This is a genomic window from Bacteroides helcogenes P 36-108, assembly GCF_000186225.1.
Classification (GTDB): domain Bacteria; phylum Bacteroidota; class Bacteroidia; order Bacteroidales; family Bacteroidaceae; genus Bacteroides; species Bacteroides helcogenes.
Genome location: NC_014933.1, coordinates 1,982,671 through 2,003,365, shown reverse-complemented (window position 1 = coordinate 2,003,365; position 20,695 = coordinate 1,982,671). Strand labels below are relative to the sequence as shown.

The following is a 20,695-nucleotide window of genomic DNA, read 5'->3' as shown; positions in this document are numbered from 1 at the left end:
CTAAATTTGCTTATATTTGCGAAAATCAGAACAAAAAACACATATGAAAGCCATCATCATAGGAGCCACTTCGGGCATCGGACAAGAAGTAGCCAAACTGCTGGTACAACAGGGCTGGCACATAGGCATTGCTGGCAGGCGAACGGAAGCGCTGGAAAATTTGCAGTCATGCGCCCCCTCTCATATAGTAATTCAAAGGATAGACATAACAGAAGCATCCTCCGCCGCACAACTCCGCCAAATGATAGAGAAGTTAGGAGGCATGGATCTTTTCTTTCTCAGTTCGGGAGTAGGTTTCCAGAACAGGCATCTGAATCCGGATATGGAACTGGAGACGGCACGCACCAATGTGGAGGGTTTTACTCGCATGATAACCACGGCCTTCAACTACTTCAAGGAGAAAGGAGGCGGACACATTGCTATCATCAGTTCCATTGCCGGAACCAAGGGACTGGGCATCGCGCCGGCCTACTCTGCCACAAAGCGGTTTCAGAATACCTATATAGATGCATTGGCACAACTGTCCCGCATGCAGTGTCTCAATGTACACTTCACCGATATCCGCCCGGGATTCGTTGCCACCGACTTATTGAAGAACGGAAAATACCCGATGCTGATGCAGGCAGACCAAGTGGCAAGACAAATTGTCAGGGCCTTGAACAAAAAGAAACGGGTGCTTGTGATTGATGCCCGCTACCGTGTGTTGGTCTTTTTCTGGCTCATGATTCCACGATGGTTGTGGGAAAGGTTGCCCATAAAAAATTGATTTCGTACCTTCACACCTCGAAACATAAACTCACAATTGCTCCGATATATGAAAAGAAAATACAAACATATCGCACTCACAGCATCCGTCGCCTTCTGTGCGGGTGTCACCCTCACTTTTTTGGCCGGCAGCAGCATGCTGAACTCCGAGCGTGACTCCGTGATTTCCGAAGTGCCCTACTGCGTCACTTCTCCTGCCGTGCCGGACAAGATAGCCTTTGCCGGGCAAGACATTGACTTGCTGCGCTACGACCACCACGAGCGCATAGACCGTGAACTAATGTCCTTCACCTACATGCACACTTCCACCTTGCTCACAGTAAAACGTGCCAACCGCTACTTCCCCGTCATCGAGCCGATATTGCGCCGGAACGGTGTGCCGGACGACTTCAAATATCTGGCAGTGATAGAAAGCAGCCTCAACCCACTTGCCAAGTCGCCCTCGGGAGCAGCAGGACTGTGGCAGTTCATGCCGGTCACCGCCCGTGAGTTCGGACTGGAAGTAAACAGCAGCATCGACGAACGCTACCATATAGAAAAAGAGACGGAAGTGGCTTGCAAGTATCTGAAGCAAGCCTATCGGAAGTTCGGCAACTGGCTGTGCGTGGCTGCCGCCTACAATGCAGGGCAAGGACGCATCTCTACACAATTGCAAAAGCAAATGGTGGATCAAGCCGTAGATTTATGGCTCGTGGAGGAAACTTCACGCTACATGTTCCGCCTGCTGGCTGCAAAAGCGGTCATCAGCAATCCAAAGCAATACGGCTTCTTGCTGAAACGGGAACACCTCTATCCGCCTATCTCCTGCACAGAAATCAACATCTGCACCGGCATCGACAACCTGGCGCAATTTGCCAAAGATAAGGGTATCACCTTTGCCCAACTGAAGGATGCCAACCCGTGGCTGCGCGACACGACGCTGGTGAACAAGACCGGACAAGAATACATACTGCGGATACCTACACAGGCAGGCATGCATTACGATCCCAGGAAGACGGTGGTGCACAATAAAAATTGGGTGATTGATTAAGAAGCATCATTACCATTGCTTCTCCGTAAGATATTTCCAGTATCTCACGGGCATATCTTGTCTATGCTTTCGTGGATTGAGCCGTTCTCTGATACAAATAGCTCTGAAATAGGTTTTCCAGAGAGATTGAAACAGCTTCTCGTCCTTATCCATCAAGCTCTCGTCCAGCATCCCAGTGACAAAATGACTCTCGTGGCTACCTTCTTCAAAAGTTACCATGCGCACATCTTTCAAATCATAATAATATCCGTATGCCCGCTTTATGTCATAAATCAGCCAACGTTGGTCAGCAAAGCGGTTGCGAAAATGGTCAAGCACCAGTGGCAAGGCATTCTTCTCCGGCTCCACGGCAGCAAAGAAAGTGCCGTCTGACGCCTTCTGGAAGCGTACAAATTGAAGCAGGCGTATGCGCTCCCAGTCCACACGCTTCCACATGTGCGAGAACTCCAGCACATCAGCGTCTGAAAAGTTCGTCTCTATAGAACGGGGGGCATCTATCGCCTTGCGGATGTATCGGAAAAGCAGTAAGGGCGTCTCCAGTTCCTCAGCCAACCAACACTGAGCAAGGCAGGCAAGGGCAGACGCGGACAGCTTCTTCTGCACTCCTCTCCACACACGGGCAGCCTTCTCTTCATCAGTGGTTATCGTGAACACTTCGTCATAGAACAGTGGCAACGGCTCCTCTTCTCCCAGCAGTGCATCAGGAAAAGTATGACGGGAATAGGCTTCGAAAACAGAAGTCAACAATCCCTCAAAAGTACGGTCAAAAAAGAAAATGTTCATTCGGATTCAGACTTTTATAAAGTTCTACAAAGTGTCATAAATCTACTCTTTCTGGAATTCCAGCAGCAATTGCCCGTCATCACCCGATGTCTTACCGGACTTGGGCAACAGCAAGCTACGCACTCCCAAGGGAGTCAGTTCATTCACCGTCCGCATGGGCAGTTCGCTGCAAACAATGAAATATTGCGCCTTTTTCATCACCACTCCTATCTTTTTCAACTCATAGAAGCCCAGACGGGAGAAGCGACGGGAAGCCACAATCAGCCTCGCCGACTTCACACCAATCCCCGGCACACGGAGTAGCATCTCATAATCCACCTTGTTTACTTCCACCGGAAACAGTTCGGGATGGCGCAACGCCCATGACAATTTGGGATCAATCTCCAGATCCAGGTCAGGATAAGTCTCATCCACTATCTCCTCAACTTTGAATTGGTAGAAACGCATCAACCAATCAGCCTGATAGAGCCTGTTTTCACGCACCAGAGGAGGCTGTTTCAGTGCTGGCAGACGCTTGTCGTAAGTATTCACGGAAATATAACCGGAATAATAGACACGACGCATTGTCGTTCCCCGATAAAGTGCAGACGAAAGAAACAAAATATCTTTATCCGTCTCAGAAGTAGCCCCCACTATCATCTGTGTGCTCTGTCCGGCAGGGGCAAAACGGGGGGCGTGACGGTGCTTCTTCCGTTCTTCCGAACTTTCCAACACGCCTTGCTGAATATATTTCATGGGGGCATACACACTTTTATGATCCTTCTCCGGGGCCAGCAACTTCAGGTTCTCCTCTCTCGGAATTTCTACATTAACGCTGAGACGGTCGGCATACAGTCCAGCTTCATTCACCAGCTCACGGCTGGCTCCGGGAATGCTCTTCAAATGGATATAACCGTTGAAGCGATGGACAGTACGGAGATCCTTGGCCACACGCACCAAACGCTCCATTGTATAATCCGGATTCCGCACCACCCCGCTGCTCAGAAACAATCCCTCGATATAGTTGCGGCGGTAAAACTCCATCGTCAAATCCACAAGTTCACTGACCGAAAGCGTGGCACGAGGAAGATCGTTGCCACGGCGATTGATGCAATAGGCACAATCATAGATACAATAATTAGTGAGCATTACCTTGAGCAATGAAATGCAACGTCCGTCTTCGGCAAAACTGTGACAAATACCCCAACCACCTACAGTATTTCCCAGCATGCCCACCTTATTTGAACGCACCGTACCACTGGAAGAACAAGAGACGTCATATTTTGCCGCCTCTGCCAGTATCTTCAATTTATTGAGTACATTTTCATCCATATACTTACGCCAAATGTAGTTATTATACCATTAAAAACAAAAAAAAGACCGCCAATCATGGCAGCCTTTCACAGCATTGAATATGCCTTTTTTCTTTACTTAGCAGCTTCCAAAGATGCTTTGCGGAAAGCTTTCATTGCCTTTTCGATCTCCAAAGAAGCCTTACGAGCACGAGTTCCTGCTGCTTTGTTACCATTTTCCAACTGAGCATTTGCATCTTTTGAGAAGTCTGCATACAATGCAGCTACTTTTTCAACTAATTCTTTCATAATCCTTTTTAATTACTTCGTTAATAATGTCTGGCAAAAATACATTCTTTCTTGAAATAAATATAGAAAAACAATATTTTTTTTGAGATATTCGGCAAAATCAGTGTCCGAAAGGGCTTTTGCACATCTTTTATCCGCCATTGCAGGTATGAAAACGCCTACTGATACTACCTGCATGCACATTCCTATAGTCGAAAGATAACGACAAATACCCCGCCTGCCATCCCAAAGACAGGTTCTCTGGTATGCTACCTACATATAAGTATTTTCAAAAATAAAAACCACCATATTTTGCGATTGACAGCCGGGCACATAGCATCTACCTTTGCAAACTCTAAATGCAACTTCTTTAAAAGAACCTCAATGAAACTTAACTACATTGTTTTTTTAGCTCTGTTTTGTCTCCCTTTTTGCGCCTTTTCACAACCAAAAGGGAACGTGCTGAGAGGCACTATCACCGATCTGCAAGGTGAAGCCTTGCCGGGTGTCAATATTCGCGTTAAAGGAAGTACACTTGGCACATCGACTGATGCCTACGGACATTACACATTACGAGGACAGTGGGAAAAAGGTGATTTCATCGTTTTCTCCTTCATGGGAATGAAAGAAATATGTATGCGCTACACAGGCCAGCAAGTATATAATACAGTCATGCAGCAAGACACACGTTCGTTGAAAGAAGTCGTGATCGTAGCTCGGCAAAACATCAATGAGATGGACATACGTGCCAAATCGGGAGTAGTGCAACACGTCGATATGAAGAGGCTGAACAGCAAGCCGATGATCAGTATGTCTCTGGCACTGCAAGGCAGCATCCCGGGACTGGTGGTAACCAACACAGGCGATCTGGGGCAAAAGCCCAAAATCAGGATCCGTGGAAATTCATCTTTCCGCAAAGGTGATGCAGTCAACGAGCCCCTATATGTCAAAGATGGTCAAGTAATATCTGGTGAAACTTTCCTGACATTAAATCCGATGGAAATCAAAGAAATAAAAGTTCTTAAAGATGCAGTAGCCTGTGCTTTATATGGTGTCAAAGCTGCTAATGGAGTCATTGAAATTACTTCATTGCGAGGTAACCCCGACGGAAAAATCACCACAAACTATAGTTTCAACATGGGAATCACCACTCGTGGCCGAAGGGGAATAAAGATGATGGATACGGAAGAAAAGCTCGAACTTGAAAGACGTCTACAAAATCCCATAGCACCGGGCTACCGGTACAGTGAGGACTTCTTCAAAAAATACTATAACAATTCTCCCGACCTGGAAAAGATGATTGCCAAGGGTAAGACCATGCTTGATTCACTGAAAAACATTCATACGGACTGGTTTGACGAGCTGATACGACTCAATACTTATCAACGTCACAACCTGAGTGTACGGGGTGGAACAGAAAAAACATCCTATTCCATTTCTGCCGGTTACGCTAGACAAGGAGGAAGAATAGAAGGAAACAACACACAGCGGTTCACCACTGCCCTCAGTCTTGATCAGCAACTCGGACACCTCGGCTATCTTTCATTAAGTGCCAATGCCGGGTACGGTCGTACAGACACCCCGAACGGAACTGACGAAACACCCGCCAACCTGGTCTATAAACTCAATCCTTACGAAACAAAGAAAGGACATCTGTTTTCCTTCCCCAGAGGAGATTACACATATGATGACCTTATATACCAATACCGGAAAGAAGCAACCGACAAACGCGGGGGATTAACCGGCAGCATCAATCTGAAACCATTCGACGAACTGTCCATTGATGCAGTAGCCGGAATAGACGTGCTGCTCAGTGAAGAAATGACATTAGTACCTTCCACTGCCATCTCCGAGCGTAAAAGCTATGAGAAAGAAGAAGCATTGGGAAAACTGACCAAAAGCAAATCGGTAACAACCGATATCTCATCGAACATTCGCGCCACTTACAACAAAGTGATAGCAGGCAAACATGACTTCACGTTGGGAGCAAACATGGATTACTACATGAAAAATATTGACCAAGCAGGTATTATGGGATTTGGTGTAGGAACATTGATGTCACCGGCTGCCATCAATCATTCCCTTACTGGTTACCGACGCCCTCAAGTAAGTTCCTCCAAAGACAAAACTGCGCAGTTGGGTTTTGGAATAGTAGCAGGATATAGTTACAATGCCCTCTACGATCTGTTTGCTACATACAAGGCCGATGCTTCGTCAGTGCTTCCAAAAGAGAAACGTTGGAATGGAGCATGGGCACTTGGAATGGGCTGGACACCAAGCAACCACTCTTTCATGAACAACAACAAGACGATAACCCGCCTCAATGTCAGAGCATCTTACGGACGTATGGCCAATTTAGCCGGCGTATCGGCAGACGCCACCATCGGCACTTTTTCATATTCTACTAATTTTTATTCCACCACCCGCCTGCTGCAACTCCGAGCACTCTACAATCTCGACCTTAAACCTGAGCAAACTACCACCACAGACATAAGCTTGTCTATGGAATTGTTTAAACGTATTTCTTTGGAAGCAAACATCTACCGCCGCGAAACGAGTGATGCCCTATTAGACGTGCCTATCCCACTATCGAATGGTTTCCAAACCATGAAGCGAAATATAGGAGTGCTGCGAAACGAAGGCTATGAACTCAGTGCCTTGTTCAAAGTGTTGGACGGACAGGACTGGAAACTATCATTACGCGGTTCATTGGCCTATAACCGAAATAAAGTAGTAAACCTCTACTATACCGATCGACTTTATACCAGCGAAACCTCTCTTGTCCCCGACTATGAAGTGGGCAAAGCTTACGATATTCTTTTTGGCTTGAAATCACTTGGAATCAATCCGATTACGGGACTTCCCGTTTTTCAGGGCGCCAATGGGGAAGAGGTTCCTGCCATACAAAACATATCCAAGGAGAACATCATAGCATTGGGACATGGAACACCCCCGTACAGTGGTTCACTGAACCTCAGTCTTTCCTACCGTCATTTCGATTTTGATATGGATTTATACTATGTCTTCGGTGGAATAAGAGCTTACAACTACGCCTACATCCGTTCGTTGGACAACGCTTACTTAAATGCAGCAAAAGGACAGTTGGAAAACATGTGGTTCAAGAAAGGTGACACAGGAAAAAGTTATCATTCTCCTTTTTACAGTTCTTCTGCCATTGCTTCGCTGCAATACCCTAATACCAAAACAGTAGGCAAAAGCGATTTCATGCGCTTATCCATGCTCTCTTTACGTTACCGTGTGCCAAATGTGTTCCTGCAAAGAAATTGTAATTTTGTGAAGTATGCCAACATTTCCTTTCAGGCATCCAACCTGTTTACATTTACCCCCTATGGTGAGTCTGATCCGGAAACCGGTTCATTGGCAGGAACACTCCAACCTATATTAACACTGAACTTAAATTTGACATTTTAAATATAACATCACAATTCAAGAATATGTTTCACAAGATACACATACATACTTTCCAATGGAAAAAGATAGTTTTTACAACAGTTTTTTCAATGTGCCTCACAGCCTGTTCACTCAATATTCCATATGAAAACCAGTTTTCCGACCCTGATGCCATTTCTACACCGGCTAAGGCACGCGAACTCCTCGCCACCGCCTATATGCAATTGCCCGACGCATCTTTCGAACTGTCTATTCTGAGCGATGATTTTGAACCTACCAAGCTTTTACTCAAAAATGTAAGCCTGTCCAACCTTTATAAATGGCAACCTCTTCCCATCGAACAACTCTCACTGTCACTATGGCAAAATTATTACAGTTCAGTAACCATAGCTAATGCTGTATTGGAACGTGCCTCTCTTATCACCGGTCTGACCGCCAAAGAACATTCCTCTTTACAAGCAGTGATTACAGACGCAAAAGTAATGAAAGCCTACTGCTATTTCAATCTCCTGAGGCTGTTCGCTCCTGATTACGCTGACGGAACGGAACTTGCCGGAATTCCACTGAAAAATAAGCTCAAACTGGAATCTCTTCCTCGTGCCAATCTAAAAACATGCGCAGATACTATCCGCACATTATTGGCCGATGCCATGACAACCGACTATTCCACATCCGGAGAATATTGGCTTTCATCATATAGTGTCTGTTATCTCATGGCAGAATTAGAACTCTACACACACAACTATGAACAAGCAGCTTACTATGCGCGTAAAGTCATAGAAAACCAAGGAGGCTATGATGTCTTGGAAGAAAAAGCTTATCAATCACTGTGGAGCGATGCTCCTTGTGCCGAACGGATATTTTCTTGGTTTACCCAAAAGTATTATTACACTGATATCAACATGAATAAAGAACAGGGTGACTACGTAAGAGTTAATACTTCCCTTCTCGACCTTTATGCTTCGGAAGATATCAGACGAAACGTCACAGCCTTTCCTTTCCGGCTGGAAGATAAAACACTGTCCGATGAAGAAGCTACGGTCTTATGCTTTGGAAAATATAACCGGGAAAATAAAGAAAAACGGAATTTTCAAACTGTAAATCGATATAGAGTGTCAGGAGCCTGTTTTATACTGGCAGAAGCGTATTGCAGAAAGGGAAATGAAGCTAAATCCATCGAAGTGATGAACCAATATCTTTCTCGACGTAAAGCCCCCTTACTGCCTTTGACGGAACTAACGGGAGAAAAACTGCTTAAAGTCATTTTACAAGAAAAGTGGAAAGAATTCGTAGGAGAAGGCGAGCGTTATTATGACCTGAAACGCTTAAGAAAAACAATTTTATCCGATTGGAACAAGACAAAAACCATGACTGTAAAAGGTATAAAGCCAGACGATTATCGTTGGAATTTCCCAATACCCAAAGAAGAATATCTATACAACGAACAAATGACCCAAAATGAAGGCTGGTCCCAAATAGACCGATAGGCCGGACAGAGTTTTTTATAGAATTGCAAAAAACAGAATAAATACAAGAAAAGATGAAAAGAAAAATTATTTATGTTATACAAGCACTGCTTGTTGTACCTCTTTTACTATCGTCATGCTCAGGTGATGAAAAGAATAATAACTATGATGGAATGAACCAGATTTATCTGACTGTTACCGGAGAAGATACGCAACTTGAAGAAGGAACTATGGCTTCATTAACAATAGAAGTTAACCTGACAAACGCCATACAGAAGAAGCTCACATTGAATTTCGCAGTATTGGATGATGAGAAAGGAGTGCTTCGAATAGAAAATAATCCCGTAACCATAGAAGCCGGAAAAACCAAAGGGCAATTCACCGTATTGTCCAACCGGAAAAATATATTAATGGCAGACACTTATTTTCGGATTGGTATTTCCGAATTGCCCGAAGGGATGAAATTAAATCAAGAACTACTCATACGTGTCAAGCCAAATCCTGCATCCGCTGAACTGACCAAAGAACAGAAAAAATTGATTGCAGCATATCAGACAAAATATGGAATCGATTTAATGAAATGGATCGGTGTCATTTCCTGCCACACCAAAATAATGAGTCCGGCAAGTGAGCGTTCCATTAATTTTGCACAAGCATTCACCAGAGAAGTTGATGGACAAACAGTCATTACATTGAGCGAAAAAGCAACAGAAGATCAGCCTGTTTTAAAAATGACGGAAAATCCCTTAGGGCTGACCAACTATATGGGATGGGTATTGCAGCAGGAAACAGTATTTAATGATGAGTTTTGGTTTGCTCCCAATGCCAGCCCTGCTTATAAGGCTATTACAGAATTACTGGGATGGAACAAACAAAATCCGGGCATTTTTACAATGATGCTGGACGACATCAAATTAAAAAAAATATCAGATGGGAAAGCCTACCTCGATTTTATAAAAACTAAAATAACTGGAGGCGGGGATAATACCGCCACAATACCATTCCTATATTCTTTTTCCCCTTGGGAAAAACAGAAGCAACTAATTGCCGAAGGAAATCAACTGGCAAAAGAATTGGAACATGCAGATGGAACATCTGATCCCAATTACTATCTCATGACCTATTCCGTTGAGAAAGATGATATTGAGGATAATATAAATTTCATTTTACCAGAAGGAAAAATTGATTTCAAGAATGAGAAAATGACTTTTCAATTCTCCATGAGCCACTCTTTGGCAGATGGATATACGCGTATATATGTTACTTATGAGAAAAAATAAACAAATATTCCATCGTTCTTTAAGTATAGCAGCCACATGGATAATTGCTATGTGTTTGCATGCTGCATATCCACAATCATCAGCTATCGCATTGCCAGCAGGAACAGTAGAAGGGCATCTGAAAAATGGGTTTCACTATCTTATCCTACCCAACTCGACCCCTGCCTCCAAAGTGGAATTTCGCCTAATTATGCGTGTAGGCTCTATCCAGGAAACGGAAGAAGAAAAAGGATGCGCTCATTTCCTTGAACACATCGCTTTTGGTGGTACAACCCATTTTCCAAAACGATCATTAGTCGAATCACTCGAGAAACTGGGTATGAAATACGGACAGGACATCAATGCTCTTACAGGCTTTGACCGCACCATTTACATGTTTTCCGTACCAATTGACAAAAACAGAGAAGCGGTAATAGCAAACTCCTTGCTTATCATACGTGACTGGATGGATGGCCTGACAATTGAAGCGGAAAAAGTTGAGAATGAGAAAGGTATTATTTTAGAAGAACTACGCAGCTTTGATTCGGGAGATGATTTCTATCCGCTTAAAATAGGCAATGGACTACTCAGCCGCCGTATGCCGCTTGGAAATGCCGATGACATCAAACGCATAACTCCTGAAATACTCACCCGTTACTACCGGAAATGGTATGTTCCCTCTTTGGCTACACTTGTTGTAGTAGGAGATATCAGTCCTCAAGAAATAGAACAAAAGATAAAAGTTATGTTTGCCTCGCTGAAATGCGGTAGCTCATCAATTCTCCCCCACCCCTGTATATTGGAGTATGATACGGGTATCAGTTTATCTGAAATACGAGACAGTTTACGAAATCAAACCCGAATTGAATGCATAATCCCTCATACCTGCAATGTAGAAAGGACTTTAGACGATGTCGTACAAAAACAACGGAGACGATTACTCATTAAAGCCATCTCCTCACGTCTGCATGCCCTAAAGTTGCAATGTGAGGTTTCCGACCAATGGTATTTGGGTAATAAAAACCATTTTGTATTGAGTCTGGAAGGGAAAAACAGAAAAAAACTCCTGACACGAATGGCAAAAATCGTAACCGAACTGCATTGTCTGGCTCGCAACGGATGGGAAGCGAACGAGTGGCAGGATCTGAAAAATGATTTCCGCAGCAAATACGAAATACAAACGGTCCCCATCACCCGAAACTCTGCAGAATGGTGTGATGATTTTATAGACTATGCCATTTCTGGTGACTGTTATCTGACCGATAAAATTCAACAAAGGAAAGTCTGGAACAAAATTAGCGATACAACATGCGAAGATTTACAACAACTGTTGAATGAATGGCTTACCTGTAAACAAAACACTATGCTGGTGACATGTCTAAGCCATCCGGAGTTTGGCACTCCACTAACAAAGAGAGAAGTGGCTACCGCATGGGAAAAAGGTGAAAAAGCGAATTGTCAACCTTATAATTATGTTCGTTCGCCACAAGCTGAAACAGAAGTCCACAGCCATATACCTGCCTGCCTTGCTGTTCGCCCCACTTTTGATTCAGCATACATCGCCAATACTAAATTATATCCTTTGACAGGTATTCGAGAAGTTACATTAAAAAATGGAATCAGGCTTATTCTGAAACCAACTTTACAACCGGAAAGAAACTTTCTACTGACCTCTTTTGCGCCATTCGGACTTTCTTCCATCCCCGACAAAGATTATCCGCTACTCGAAGGCACTGCCAGCTATATGGATATGGGAGGAATTGCCAATGTTGACGGAGAAAAGCTATCTGACTATCTGTACAATCAGGGAATGTCTCTCACTACTGTGATAGAAAACCATTGGCACGGCTTTATGGGTATGTCTTCTTCAGCAAATGCACTGGAATTCTTTAATCTCATTTACGAGAAAATAATTGATCCGAAATTAAACTATAAAGATTTTGAAGAAAGCCTGAATGAATTACTGAAAACATCCGGTAAAGAAACAATGCTCGAAAAAATGTTGAAACGCGATTCCAGCCGTCTGCTTACTGCGCGCATCAATGAACTAATGGGAGAAACATTACCCGCTTCGTATCGGCAACCTACAACGGAGCAATTGCAACAACTCCGATTAGATAGCATTGCAACCTTCTACAAAGCACTTTATTCCCGTCAGGAAGGTACAACTTACATAATTTGCGGACACTTCAACGCCGATACGCTTATCAATCAGTTTGTCTCGGTATTCGGCAGAATGCCTATTTCATCAAAACAAGAACAATGGACTTACCCCAAGTTCCGGTTACCTAATATGAGAATAACAGAAGGCTTCCCCAATACGAATAAGACGCAAACATTGTTCGATTATATATTTTTCGGGCACTATCAACCGGGATTGAAAAACACATTGACACTGAAGCTTATGTGCAATGTCATACAAAACCGATTGATTTCCATCCTTAGGGAGCAGGAATCTTTAGTCTATTCACCATACGTTTCATTAAAATACGAAGGAATTCCATGGAGTACATTCTATTTTGACATCAATGCATCGACTGACAATGAAAACATGAACAAAATAGAAGCTACACTTTTAAAGCTCCTGCGACACCTGCAAGAAAAAGAAGTCAGTGAAGAAGAATTACTAAATATCAAACGGTCTTTCTTGATCGCCAAGCGAGAAACATTAAATGCAGAATCTGCATCAGCATGGCGAACAACCCTAACAAGCTTGCTGAAGAACGGCGAGACTATAGCCGATTTTGAAGATTATGAACAGCAACTTGCCGACATAACGCCCGATATATTACATAAAGCTTTCAATAAATATTTAGATATCGAGAAGTACATCCTTTTATACATCAGTAAAAACAATCTAAAAAAATGAAACAACAAATTATAAAACAATTGCTGTGTACCGCATGCTTATGCTGTATGTTGCCGATAGCCGTATCCAGTCAGGAAACAACCAAGCCTGCCTATACCTTGTTTGATAGCGAAGGAAAAGAAATCACATATGGCAAGTTAATCAAAGAACTGTCAAATTACGATGTGGTGTTCTTAGGCGAAATGCATAACTGCCCCATCACTCATTGGCTGGAATTTGAAATTACTCGTTCGCTTTACCATATTCACCACGACAAACTGACGCTTGGAGCCGAAATGTTGGAAAGTGACAACCAACTGATTTTAGACGAATACATGAATGGAAGGATTACCTCTGAACGCTTCGAAGCCGAAGCTCGTCTATGGCATAACTATAATACAGATTACGAACCATTGGTATCTTTTGCAAAAGAGCATTCCATACCATTTATCGCCACTAATGTTCCACGTCGATATGCCAACAGTGTAAAGAACTGGGGATTTGGCATACTTGACTCAATTTCGGAAAAAGCCAAGAGCTATATTGCCCCACTTCCCATTCCTTTTCATTACAATGAAAAAAACAGTGAGACCGCTTTTGGCATAATGAATATGATGGGAGGAAAGTCTAAAGCAGACAGCCGTCGGTTTGCCGAGGCACAAGCTATAAAAGATGCTACGATGGGGTGGTTTATAGCTCAAAATATGCGGCACAAATTTCTGCATGTGAACGGAAGTTACCATACGGAACAGAGAGAAGGCATCATCCCTTATCTACTCAATTACCGTCCCGGTACGAGTATCGCCACAGTAGTCTTTGTGAGACAAGAAACCGTATCTGCATTGAGTGAAGAAAACATCGGACGCGCCGATTTCTACGTTTGTGTACCTGAAGACATGGTTCACAGCTATTAAAACGTTAAGCCCATCCGATTTATCGGATGGGCTCTTTCATCATTATACCTCAATCTCCCCAATAAAATAAGGATCGGCATTACTGAAAACGTCAAATTTCCAATCCTGAAAACCTAAATCCGTACAGATGACACGATATTTTCCTTTACCTCCAAAAGTATAGATACCACCCTTCTGTACGAATTCACTCACCACAGCATCAGTCCATTGTTTACCATTGAATTTCTGTACAATGGGAGTCAGGTTCAATTCATTGATTTCTTCTGATGCGTCAATCTGTTTTTTTTGTACATCAGCACGCGCAAGCAGGCGTTGTGGTGCTATATCCCATCTTGAAAGTTCGGTAAGAGTCTTTTTAATCTCTCTCAACAATTTTGCTGTAAGATGATTATTTTTGCATTCCAACAGTTCAAAATCTTCCGCTCCCTCAGGTACTCTTAATGTTTCGAGCTTATTATCATTCACTGAAACTCTTTCAAGCAAGCTCATCCGGCTCAAGTCTAATGAATTCATAGAATTATTATTCATCGTAAGCAAGTATATGGCTGAAACCTCCTTTGGGAAAGTTATCTCAGGCAACTGATTATTGGACAAATTTATTCCGGAAAGCTTGGTGTTCTGACTCGAAAGCTTCACAGAAGTGAGTTTGGCATTATAAGCGCTCACTTTTTTCAAATTGGCAAATGAAGACAAATCCAATGCACTAACGGCCGTTTCATTCAAATCCAATACTTTCAGGGCAGGAAGAGAAAGGGAAAAGTCACTAAGTCCTTTGTTAGCAGAAGCATCAAACTCTGTCAAGGCCGGGCATCCCGATACACTGACTGACGACAATTCATTATTACTTAGAAATAATGTCTGAAGCTTCTCTAATCCTTTTATTTCGAGGCTTCCGGATAATTTATTGTTATTAAGCGTGAGTGAAACCAATTCTGGCAGTGAAGCTTGCAAAGTAAATCTTTCCAATCCCAATCCTGTAAGATAAAGGCCATTAAGACTCTTTATATCCCCTTTTAGAGTCAACTCTTTAACAGCAGTATCTTCCACTTGATTACCATCAGCATCATATCCGTTTCTGAATTTCAGATTACTCTGCTCTTGCAGTTTGGGTAAGTCTGCCAAAAGGATTTTTTCAATGGCATTACCACCTAACAGAAGTGTTGTTACATTGGGCATACCTTCAATGGTTATTTCCTTCAGAGCCTCACCACCTTGTACATTAATATCTTCCACTTGTGCCTTTCCTTCCCCATTGATACGCACAGTCTTGAGTGCAGGCTGATTAAAAACAGTAATTTCTTTAATAGTGGCAGAAACAATATCAAGGCATTGCAAACTGCTAAAAAGAATATTAGTTTTCTTACTTCCATCAAGATTCAACACAAAATCAGCGATCTCAACTCCCTCTTTGACTTGAAGTTCACTTACAGCATATTTTCCATCGACACCTTTTACCCATTTCAGATTTATCTTTTTCCATTGTCCCGGTTCATCCCCCTCAAAGAGATGGGCTTCCGGATTGGCTTTAGCAATGGCACGGAGAGCTTCAATATCTCCAGGTACACAGGCAGCAGTTGTCATCGGTACTTCTTCACTCGGTAGTGTCAGAACAACATCCGACTCGTTTTTTGAACAAGCCCCTACAGAAAGACAGAGGGAAATAGAAACAATGCAGAATAACAGACTTTTAGAGTTGAGTAACTTCTTTTTCTCTTTCATAAAAATTAATTATTTGTTAATAAATAGAACTTAGCCATAAAAATGGAATGCAAAGTTCGTATGAATAAACCTAACCGACAATAACAAAAAAAGAGGATTATCATATGAACCAATACCTATTAATAAGTAGAGTAAGAAATAAAATTCTTCATGACTGATAAATTATGAATGATACAATTATTGGTGTAAATCAACTTATTTCGTACTTTTGTAACCTCAATTGTCCCAGCAATCTTTTAATTATAAACTATTAATGATAGATATATGAGTATATTAGCCAAATTATTCAACAAGAATACTGAAGAAGTATCTTCAAAAAACGTGGAAGATTTCGTTTCGTTGACACGCGTCTATTTTCAAGCTGTAATAGCTGCCAATCTGGGCATCACCAACATTCGCTTTGTGCCTGATGTAGCCAACTTTAAACGTCTGTTCAAGATCCCCACCCAAGGAGGGAGACTTGGACAAGCCGAAAAGGCTGCATCACGCAAAATGCTGATACAAGATTATGGAATCAGTGAAAACTTCTTCAAGGAAATCGATGCATCCGTAAAAAAACATTGCCGGACGCAAAATGATGTACAAGGTTACCTGTTCATGTATCAAGGATTTTCTAACGATTTGATGATGCTGATGGGAAACTTAATGCAATGGAAGTTCCGCATGCCTTCCATTTTTAAGAAGGCTTTGCGCAGTATGACCGAAAAGACCGTACACGATGTTTGTACCAAAAGCATTTGGAAGAAAGACGATGTACACAAAACAGCTATGAACGTACGCCAATACAAGGAGCGTTTAGGATATTCCGAACAATGGATGTCCGAGTATGTTTATAATGTAATAATATTGGCAAAAAAAGAATCAAAAAAGAAAAGCGATAAATCGGCGGAGTGACAATTCTTTCTTTGTTACCAAAAGAAAAAGAACTTTAAAGAATTTCATAAGAAAGTAGACAAGGAATAAATTCCTCGTCTACTTTTGTTATTTTTAGCAAAACATTAAAATATAACTGCTTATGAAACAAAAGAAAATGCTTGCACTCACTCTTTCACAATTGGAACAACTTTATCGGCACGAGCTTCCCGAACTGGTAAATATTGCCACGCAAAGTGACAATACAGAAACATTCAAAACCAGACTTTTGGAATATATTGCCGGGCATCCGGAAGTGGAAAACGAAGCCAGTAAGCAAATTCGACTTTTGATTGAATTTGACGGACGGGAAGTACATGAACTTTCCACAGGAAAACAACTGTCCATATCAACTCTATCAATGTTATACTCCTTCCTGACCGGACAATGGATAGACGATACTGAAACCGACTTATTCATTGATTTGTTTCAACAGTTCAAACGCCTCCGGCAACCCATACCATCCATACCTTCCGCACAGAAAATAAAGGCTCTGACCAAACGCTGGCCTACCGGACTTGACGAAGAAGTACAACAAATTCAGATCAAGAACAAAGAACGAATCCTGCATGCACTGATACAGAAAATTGAGCATCGAAAGCATCCGACTTCACATTTTCATTTTGAAGAGGGTATTAGCTATGAAGAAAAGTATCGCCTTGTCAATGAATGGTGGAATGATTTCCGTTTTCATCTTGCCATGGCAATCAAAAGTCCGACAGAATTAAACCGTTTTCTCGGCAACTCCCTCTCTGCCGAAACCATGTACCTGCTCTCCAAAGCACGTAAGAAAGGAATGCCCTTCTTTGCCACCCCTTATTATCTCTCATTGCTAAACTGTACCCCTAATGGATACGACGACGAAGCCTTACGTAGCTACATCCTTTATTCTCCCCAATTAGTAGAAACCTACGGGCAAATTCATGCATGGGAACGGGAAGATATAGTAGAAGAAGGTAAACCCAATGCCGCCGGTTGGCTTCTGCCAGACGGACATAACATCCATCGCCGTTATCCGGAGGTTGCCATTCTCATCCCCGATACCATGGGGCGTGCTTGTGGGGGGCTATGTGCATCTTGCCAGCGTATGTACGATTTTCAGAGCAAACGGCTTAACTTTGAATTCGATACTTTGCATCCTAAGGAAAGTTGGGAAAAGAAGCTGCGGCGCCTGATGAACTATTTTGAAGAAGATGCGCAATTGCGTGATATTCTCATCACAGGCGGTGATGCTCTGATGAGTCAAAATAAAACATTGCGCAATATCTTGGATGCAGTTTATCGCATGGCTGCACGCAAGCGCAAAGCTAACGAAGAACGCCCTGAAGGAGAAAAATATGCAGAATTACAGCGTATTCGCCTTGGTTCCCGACTTCCGGCCTACCTGCCTATGCGGATCAATGATGAATTGGTCGAAATTCTAAAGAAATTCAAAGAAAAAGCCTCAACCATCGGAATCCGGCAATTCATTATTCAAACTCACTTCCAGACACCACTCGAAGTAACCCCCGAAGCAGCCAAAGGAATACACAAATTACTATCGGCAGGTTGGCTGATCGACAATCAACTGGTATATAATGTAGCCGCATCCCGCCGGGGACATACTGCCCGTTTACGTCAGATACTCAACCAGCTTGGAGTAGTCTGTTATTACACTTTCTCCGTAAAAGGCTTTGAAGAAAACAATGCGGTATTCACCCCGAACAGCCGTTCTGTACAAGAACAACAGGAAGAAAAATATTTTGGTAAACTATCCAAAGAAGATGCCCGTAACCTGTCCGCATCACTTGAGACAAGTCATGATCCGGCCACATGCATCCGTCACTTCCTGAAAACACATCATCTGCCATTCCTGGCTACCGACCGCAATGTACTCAACCTACCGGCTATCGGGAAAAGCATGACTTTCAAGATGGTAGGTATTACAGATGAAGGAAAACGCATCCTGTGCTTCGATCACGATAACACCCGCCGTCACAGCCCTATCATCAATCGGATGGGGCAAGTTTACATCGTGGAAAACAAATCCATAGCTTCCTATTTGCGCCAATTACAATATATGGGAGAAGATGCGGAAGAATATGCTACTATCTGGAATTATACTGAAGGTAAAACCGAATACCGCTTCAGTCTTTATGAATACCCGGATTTTCCTTTTCAGATCACTGAAAAGATGACTAATCTGGAAATAGCCTAATAGCATCTCCAAAATAATCTGTACTTTTGCAGACGAAATAACGAATAAGGAAAATATGGAAATAGAACAGCATCCTTTAGAACCTTTTCTCCCTGGCAATGCCCGTCTGTTGATGTTAGGGAGTTTTCCACCGCAAAAAAAACGATGGTCTATGGACTTTTACTACCCAAATTGGAACAATGACATGTGGCGGATAACAGGATTCCTTTTTTTCAATGACAAAGACTATTTTGTTGATAAAACAAGGAAATCATTCTACAAAGATCAACTGGTCAGCTTCTTACAAGAAAGAGGTATCGCTTTATTCGACACAGCTTCTGCCATACGTCGGTTACAAGATAATGCTTCAGACAAATTTTTGGAAATAGTACAATCTACAAATATCCCTGTCCTGCTGCAACAATTGCCACGATGCAAATCTATTGTTACCACAGGCGAGAAAGCGACCGATACCTTTTGCGCACAATTCTCCATTGAAAAGCCCAAGGTAGGCGACTTTACAGAATTCATTTTCGAAGACAGACCGATGCGTCTCTATCGAATGCCATCTTCATCAAGAGCCTATCCTATGCCTTTAGAAAAAAAAGCCACTGCATATCGCATTATGTATCAGGACTTGCAAATGTTATAAGCGTCTTTCTGCATAAAATAGTAGGTCGGGATACTTGTATATTTGAAAGATTCCACTACCTTTGCAGCCGCAAACACGGGAGTAGCTCAGTTGGTAGAGCACCGGTCTCCAAAACCGGGTGTCGGGAGTTCGAGCCTCTCCTCCCGTGCAAAAAAGCTGTAAGCCCCCCTTACAGCTTTTTTATTTTGGCACAGGAATAATTATTTACCAGGTCCTATCGGATGTCTATCAGCTTATGCGTCTGTAAACTCAATCTCCACTTTGGATGATGCATCACACAATCCACCGTTTCACCAATATTATTACAAGAACAAGGTTGAAGAAAAAAATGTCCGGCAGGCAACTGTTCATAGACAGTAATATCTTGCCCTTCATAAACTACTTTCACTTCATCCATACCGGTAATCCTCAAGTTTCCCCCAAGTTTCGGTGAACAAGTCACCCAATCTATATTGTCGGGTAAAGGATGAGTTCCATTGGTTTCAATACAGACATACTTACCTGCCCGGTGCAGACGGTCAACAAATTCACTGTCAATCCAAAGAGAAGGTTCCCCACCCGTCAGAATCACAGTTGCAGCAGGATATTTCCTCACCTCCTCCATTATCTCGTCATCCGACATCAAACGCCCTTCTTCGTGGTGAGTGTCGCAAAAAGAACATTTCAGGTTACAACCGGAGAAGCGGATAAAAACCGCCGGAATACCCGTATGATATCCTTCTCCTTGCAAACTATAAAATATTTCGTTAATCTTTCTCATAAATGGCAGTATTTGACTCGGACTCCTGTACCTCGACTTTAAAACAAGAGGGTATCCGGTCACATACCCAACGGGCTATATTCTCGGCAGTAGGATTGAAAGGAAAAACATCATTCAGATTTCTATGGTCCATCTGCTCTTTTACCACCTTTTTAATGTGGCTGAAGTCTATGACCATTCCATCCGCATTCAGTTCCTTGGAACGGCAATAAACAGTGATAATCCAGTTGTGACCATGCAGATTTTCACATTTACTGCGATAGGAAAGTTGCAGGCTATGGGCAGCCGACACCTCCATACGTTTAATGACTGTATACATACTCTTAATACGCTAATTAATATACTATTTATATAAGTTACCGCACCTAATGTCACCTCGATGCGGCAACAAAAGTACAAAAAACTTAGAACTTATCCGCCAGCTTTTCTTCACTTATTCAT

General features: G+C 42.6%; 16 protein-coding genes and 1 tRNA gene. 11 read left to right on the top strand and 6 right to left on the bottom strand.

What is annotated here, in order from left to right:
• Positions 1–43: 43 nt before the first annotated feature.
• On the top strand, positions 44–766 hold the full coding sequence (locus BACHE_RS07970; protein WP_013547191.1) for an SDR family NAD(P)-dependent oxidoreductase: 723 nt from the start codon (positions 44–46) through the stop codon (positions 764–766).
• Between the two features lie 48 nt (positions 767–814).
• On the top strand, positions 815–1,795 hold the full coding sequence (locus tag BACHE_RS07965; protein WP_013547190.1) for a lytic transglycosylase domain-containing protein: 981 nt from the start codon (positions 815–817) through the stop codon (positions 1,793–1,795).
• Positions 1,796–1,804: 9 nt separating this feature from the next.
• Here BACHE_RS07965 and BACHE_RS07960 read toward each other — a convergent pair whose 3' ends face one another.
• The 3 genes from BACHE_RS07960 to BACHE_RS07950 all read right to left on the bottom strand — a co-directional run bounded on the left by BACHE_RS07960 (position 1,805) and on the right by BACHE_RS07950 (position 4,158).
• Entirely contained in the window at positions 1,805–2,578 is a 774-nt protein-coding gene (locus tag BACHE_RS07960) for a TIGR03915 family putative DNA repair protein (RefSeq protein ID WP_013547189.1), read from the bottom strand.
• A 42-nt stretch (positions 2,579–2,620) separates the two neighbouring features.
• Positions 2,621–3,889 (bottom strand): putative DNA modification/repair radical SAM protein, encoded by a 1,269-nt coding sequence (locus BACHE_RS07955; RefSeq protein ID WP_013547188.1) that lies wholly within the window; start codon positions 3,887–3,889, stop codon positions 2,621–2,623.
• Positions 3,890–3,984: 95 nt separating this feature from the next.
• Positions 3,985–4,158: a histone H1 gene (locus BACHE_RS07950; protein WP_013547187.1), complete on the bottom strand. Its 174-nt coding sequence runs from the start codon at positions 4,156–4,158 to the stop codon at positions 3,985–3,987.
• Positions 4,159–4,521: 363 nt separating this feature from the next.
• On the opposite strand from BACHE_RS07950, the gene BACHE_RS07945 reads away from it, so the two are divergent.
• Genes BACHE_RS07945 through BACHE_RS07925 form a run of 5 tightly spaced genes read left to right on the top strand, consistent with a single transcriptional unit; the run spans position 4,522 to position 14,035 of the window.
• A complete protein-coding gene (locus tag BACHE_RS07945; protein WP_041579274.1) occupies positions 4,522–7,569 on the top strand; it encodes a SusC/RagA family TonB-linked outer membrane protein in 3,048 nt (1,015 codons plus the stop codon).
• A 23-nt stretch (positions 7,570–7,592) separates the two neighbouring features.
• Positions 7,593–9,035 (top strand): RagB/SusD family nutrient uptake outer membrane protein, encoded by a 1,443-nt coding sequence (locus tag BACHE_RS07940; RefSeq protein WP_013547185.1) that lies wholly within the window; start codon positions 7,593–7,595, stop codon positions 9,033–9,035.
• Positions 9,036–9,088: 53 nt separating this feature from the next.
• Complete coding sequence (locus BACHE_RS07935; protein WP_013547184.1) at positions 9,089–10,294, top strand: DUF4929 domain-containing protein; 1,206 nt, start codon at positions 9,089–9,091, stop codon at positions 10,292–10,294.
• Entirely contained in the window at positions 10,281–13,142 is a 2,862-nt protein-coding gene (locus tag BACHE_RS07930) for a M16 family metallopeptidase (RefSeq protein ID WP_041579272.1), read from the top strand. The genes BACHE_RS07935 and BACHE_RS07930 overlap by 14 nt, the downstream gene beginning before the upstream one ends.
• On the top strand, positions 13,139–14,035 hold the full coding sequence (locus tag BACHE_RS07925; RefSeq protein WP_013547182.1) for a ChaN family lipoprotein: 897 nt from the start codon (positions 13,139–13,141) through the stop codon (positions 14,033–14,035). Before BACHE_RS07930 ends, BACHE_RS07925 begins: the two co-directional genes overlap by 4 nt.
• Positions 14,036–14,077: 42 nt before the next feature.
• On the opposite strand, the gene BACHE_RS07920 is transcribed toward BACHE_RS07925, so the two are convergent.
• Positions 14,078–15,754 (bottom strand): leucine-rich repeat domain-containing protein, encoded by a 1,677-nt coding sequence (locus BACHE_RS07920; protein ID WP_013547181.1) that lies wholly within the window; start codon positions 15,752–15,754, stop codon positions 14,078–14,080.
• 264 nt (positions 15,755–16,018) lie between these two features.
• Here BACHE_RS07920 and BACHE_RS07915 point away from each other — a divergent pair, with 264 nt between their 5' ends.
• From BACHE_RS07915 to BACHE_RS07900, 4 genes are all read left to right on the top strand, one after another.
• Positions 16,019–16,648, top strand: coding sequence for a hypothetical protein (locus tag BACHE_RS07915; protein ID WP_013547180.1), 630 nt, complete (start codon positions 16,019–16,021; stop codon positions 16,646–16,648).
• 121 nt (positions 16,649–16,769) lie between these two features.
• The gene (locus BACHE_RS07910) at positions 16,770–18,863 is read left to right on the top strand and encodes a KamA family radical SAM protein (RefSeq protein WP_013547179.1); all 2,094 of its coding nucleotides are present in this window, start codon (positions 16,770–16,772) and stop codon (positions 18,861–18,863) included.
• Positions 18,864–18,918: 55 nt separating this feature from the next.
• Positions 18,919–19,494, top strand: a complete 576-nt coding sequence (locus tag BACHE_RS07905; protein WP_013547178.1) for a uracil-DNA glycosylase family protein — start codon at positions 18,919–18,921, stop codon at positions 19,492–19,494.
• Positions 19,495–19,569: 75 nt separating this feature from the next.
• Positions 19,570–19,642 (top strand) — tRNA-Trp (locus BACHE_RS07900).
• A gap of 66 nt (positions 19,643–19,708) precedes the next feature.
• Here the strand turns inward: BACHE_RS07900 and BACHE_RS07895 are convergent.
• Positions 19,709–20,254, bottom strand: a complete 546-nt coding sequence (locus tag BACHE_RS07895; RefSeq protein ID WP_013547177.1) for a 7-carboxy-7-deazaguanine synthase QueE — start codon at positions 20,252–20,254, stop codon at positions 19,709–19,711.
• Positions 20,241–20,573, bottom strand: coding sequence for a 6-carboxytetrahydropterin synthase QueD (gene queD, locus BACHE_RS07890; protein WP_013547176.1), 333 nt, complete (start codon positions 20,571–20,573; stop codon positions 20,241–20,243). Before queD ends, BACHE_RS07895 begins: the two co-directional genes overlap by 14 nt.
• Positions 20,574–20,695 lie beyond the last annotated feature (122 nt).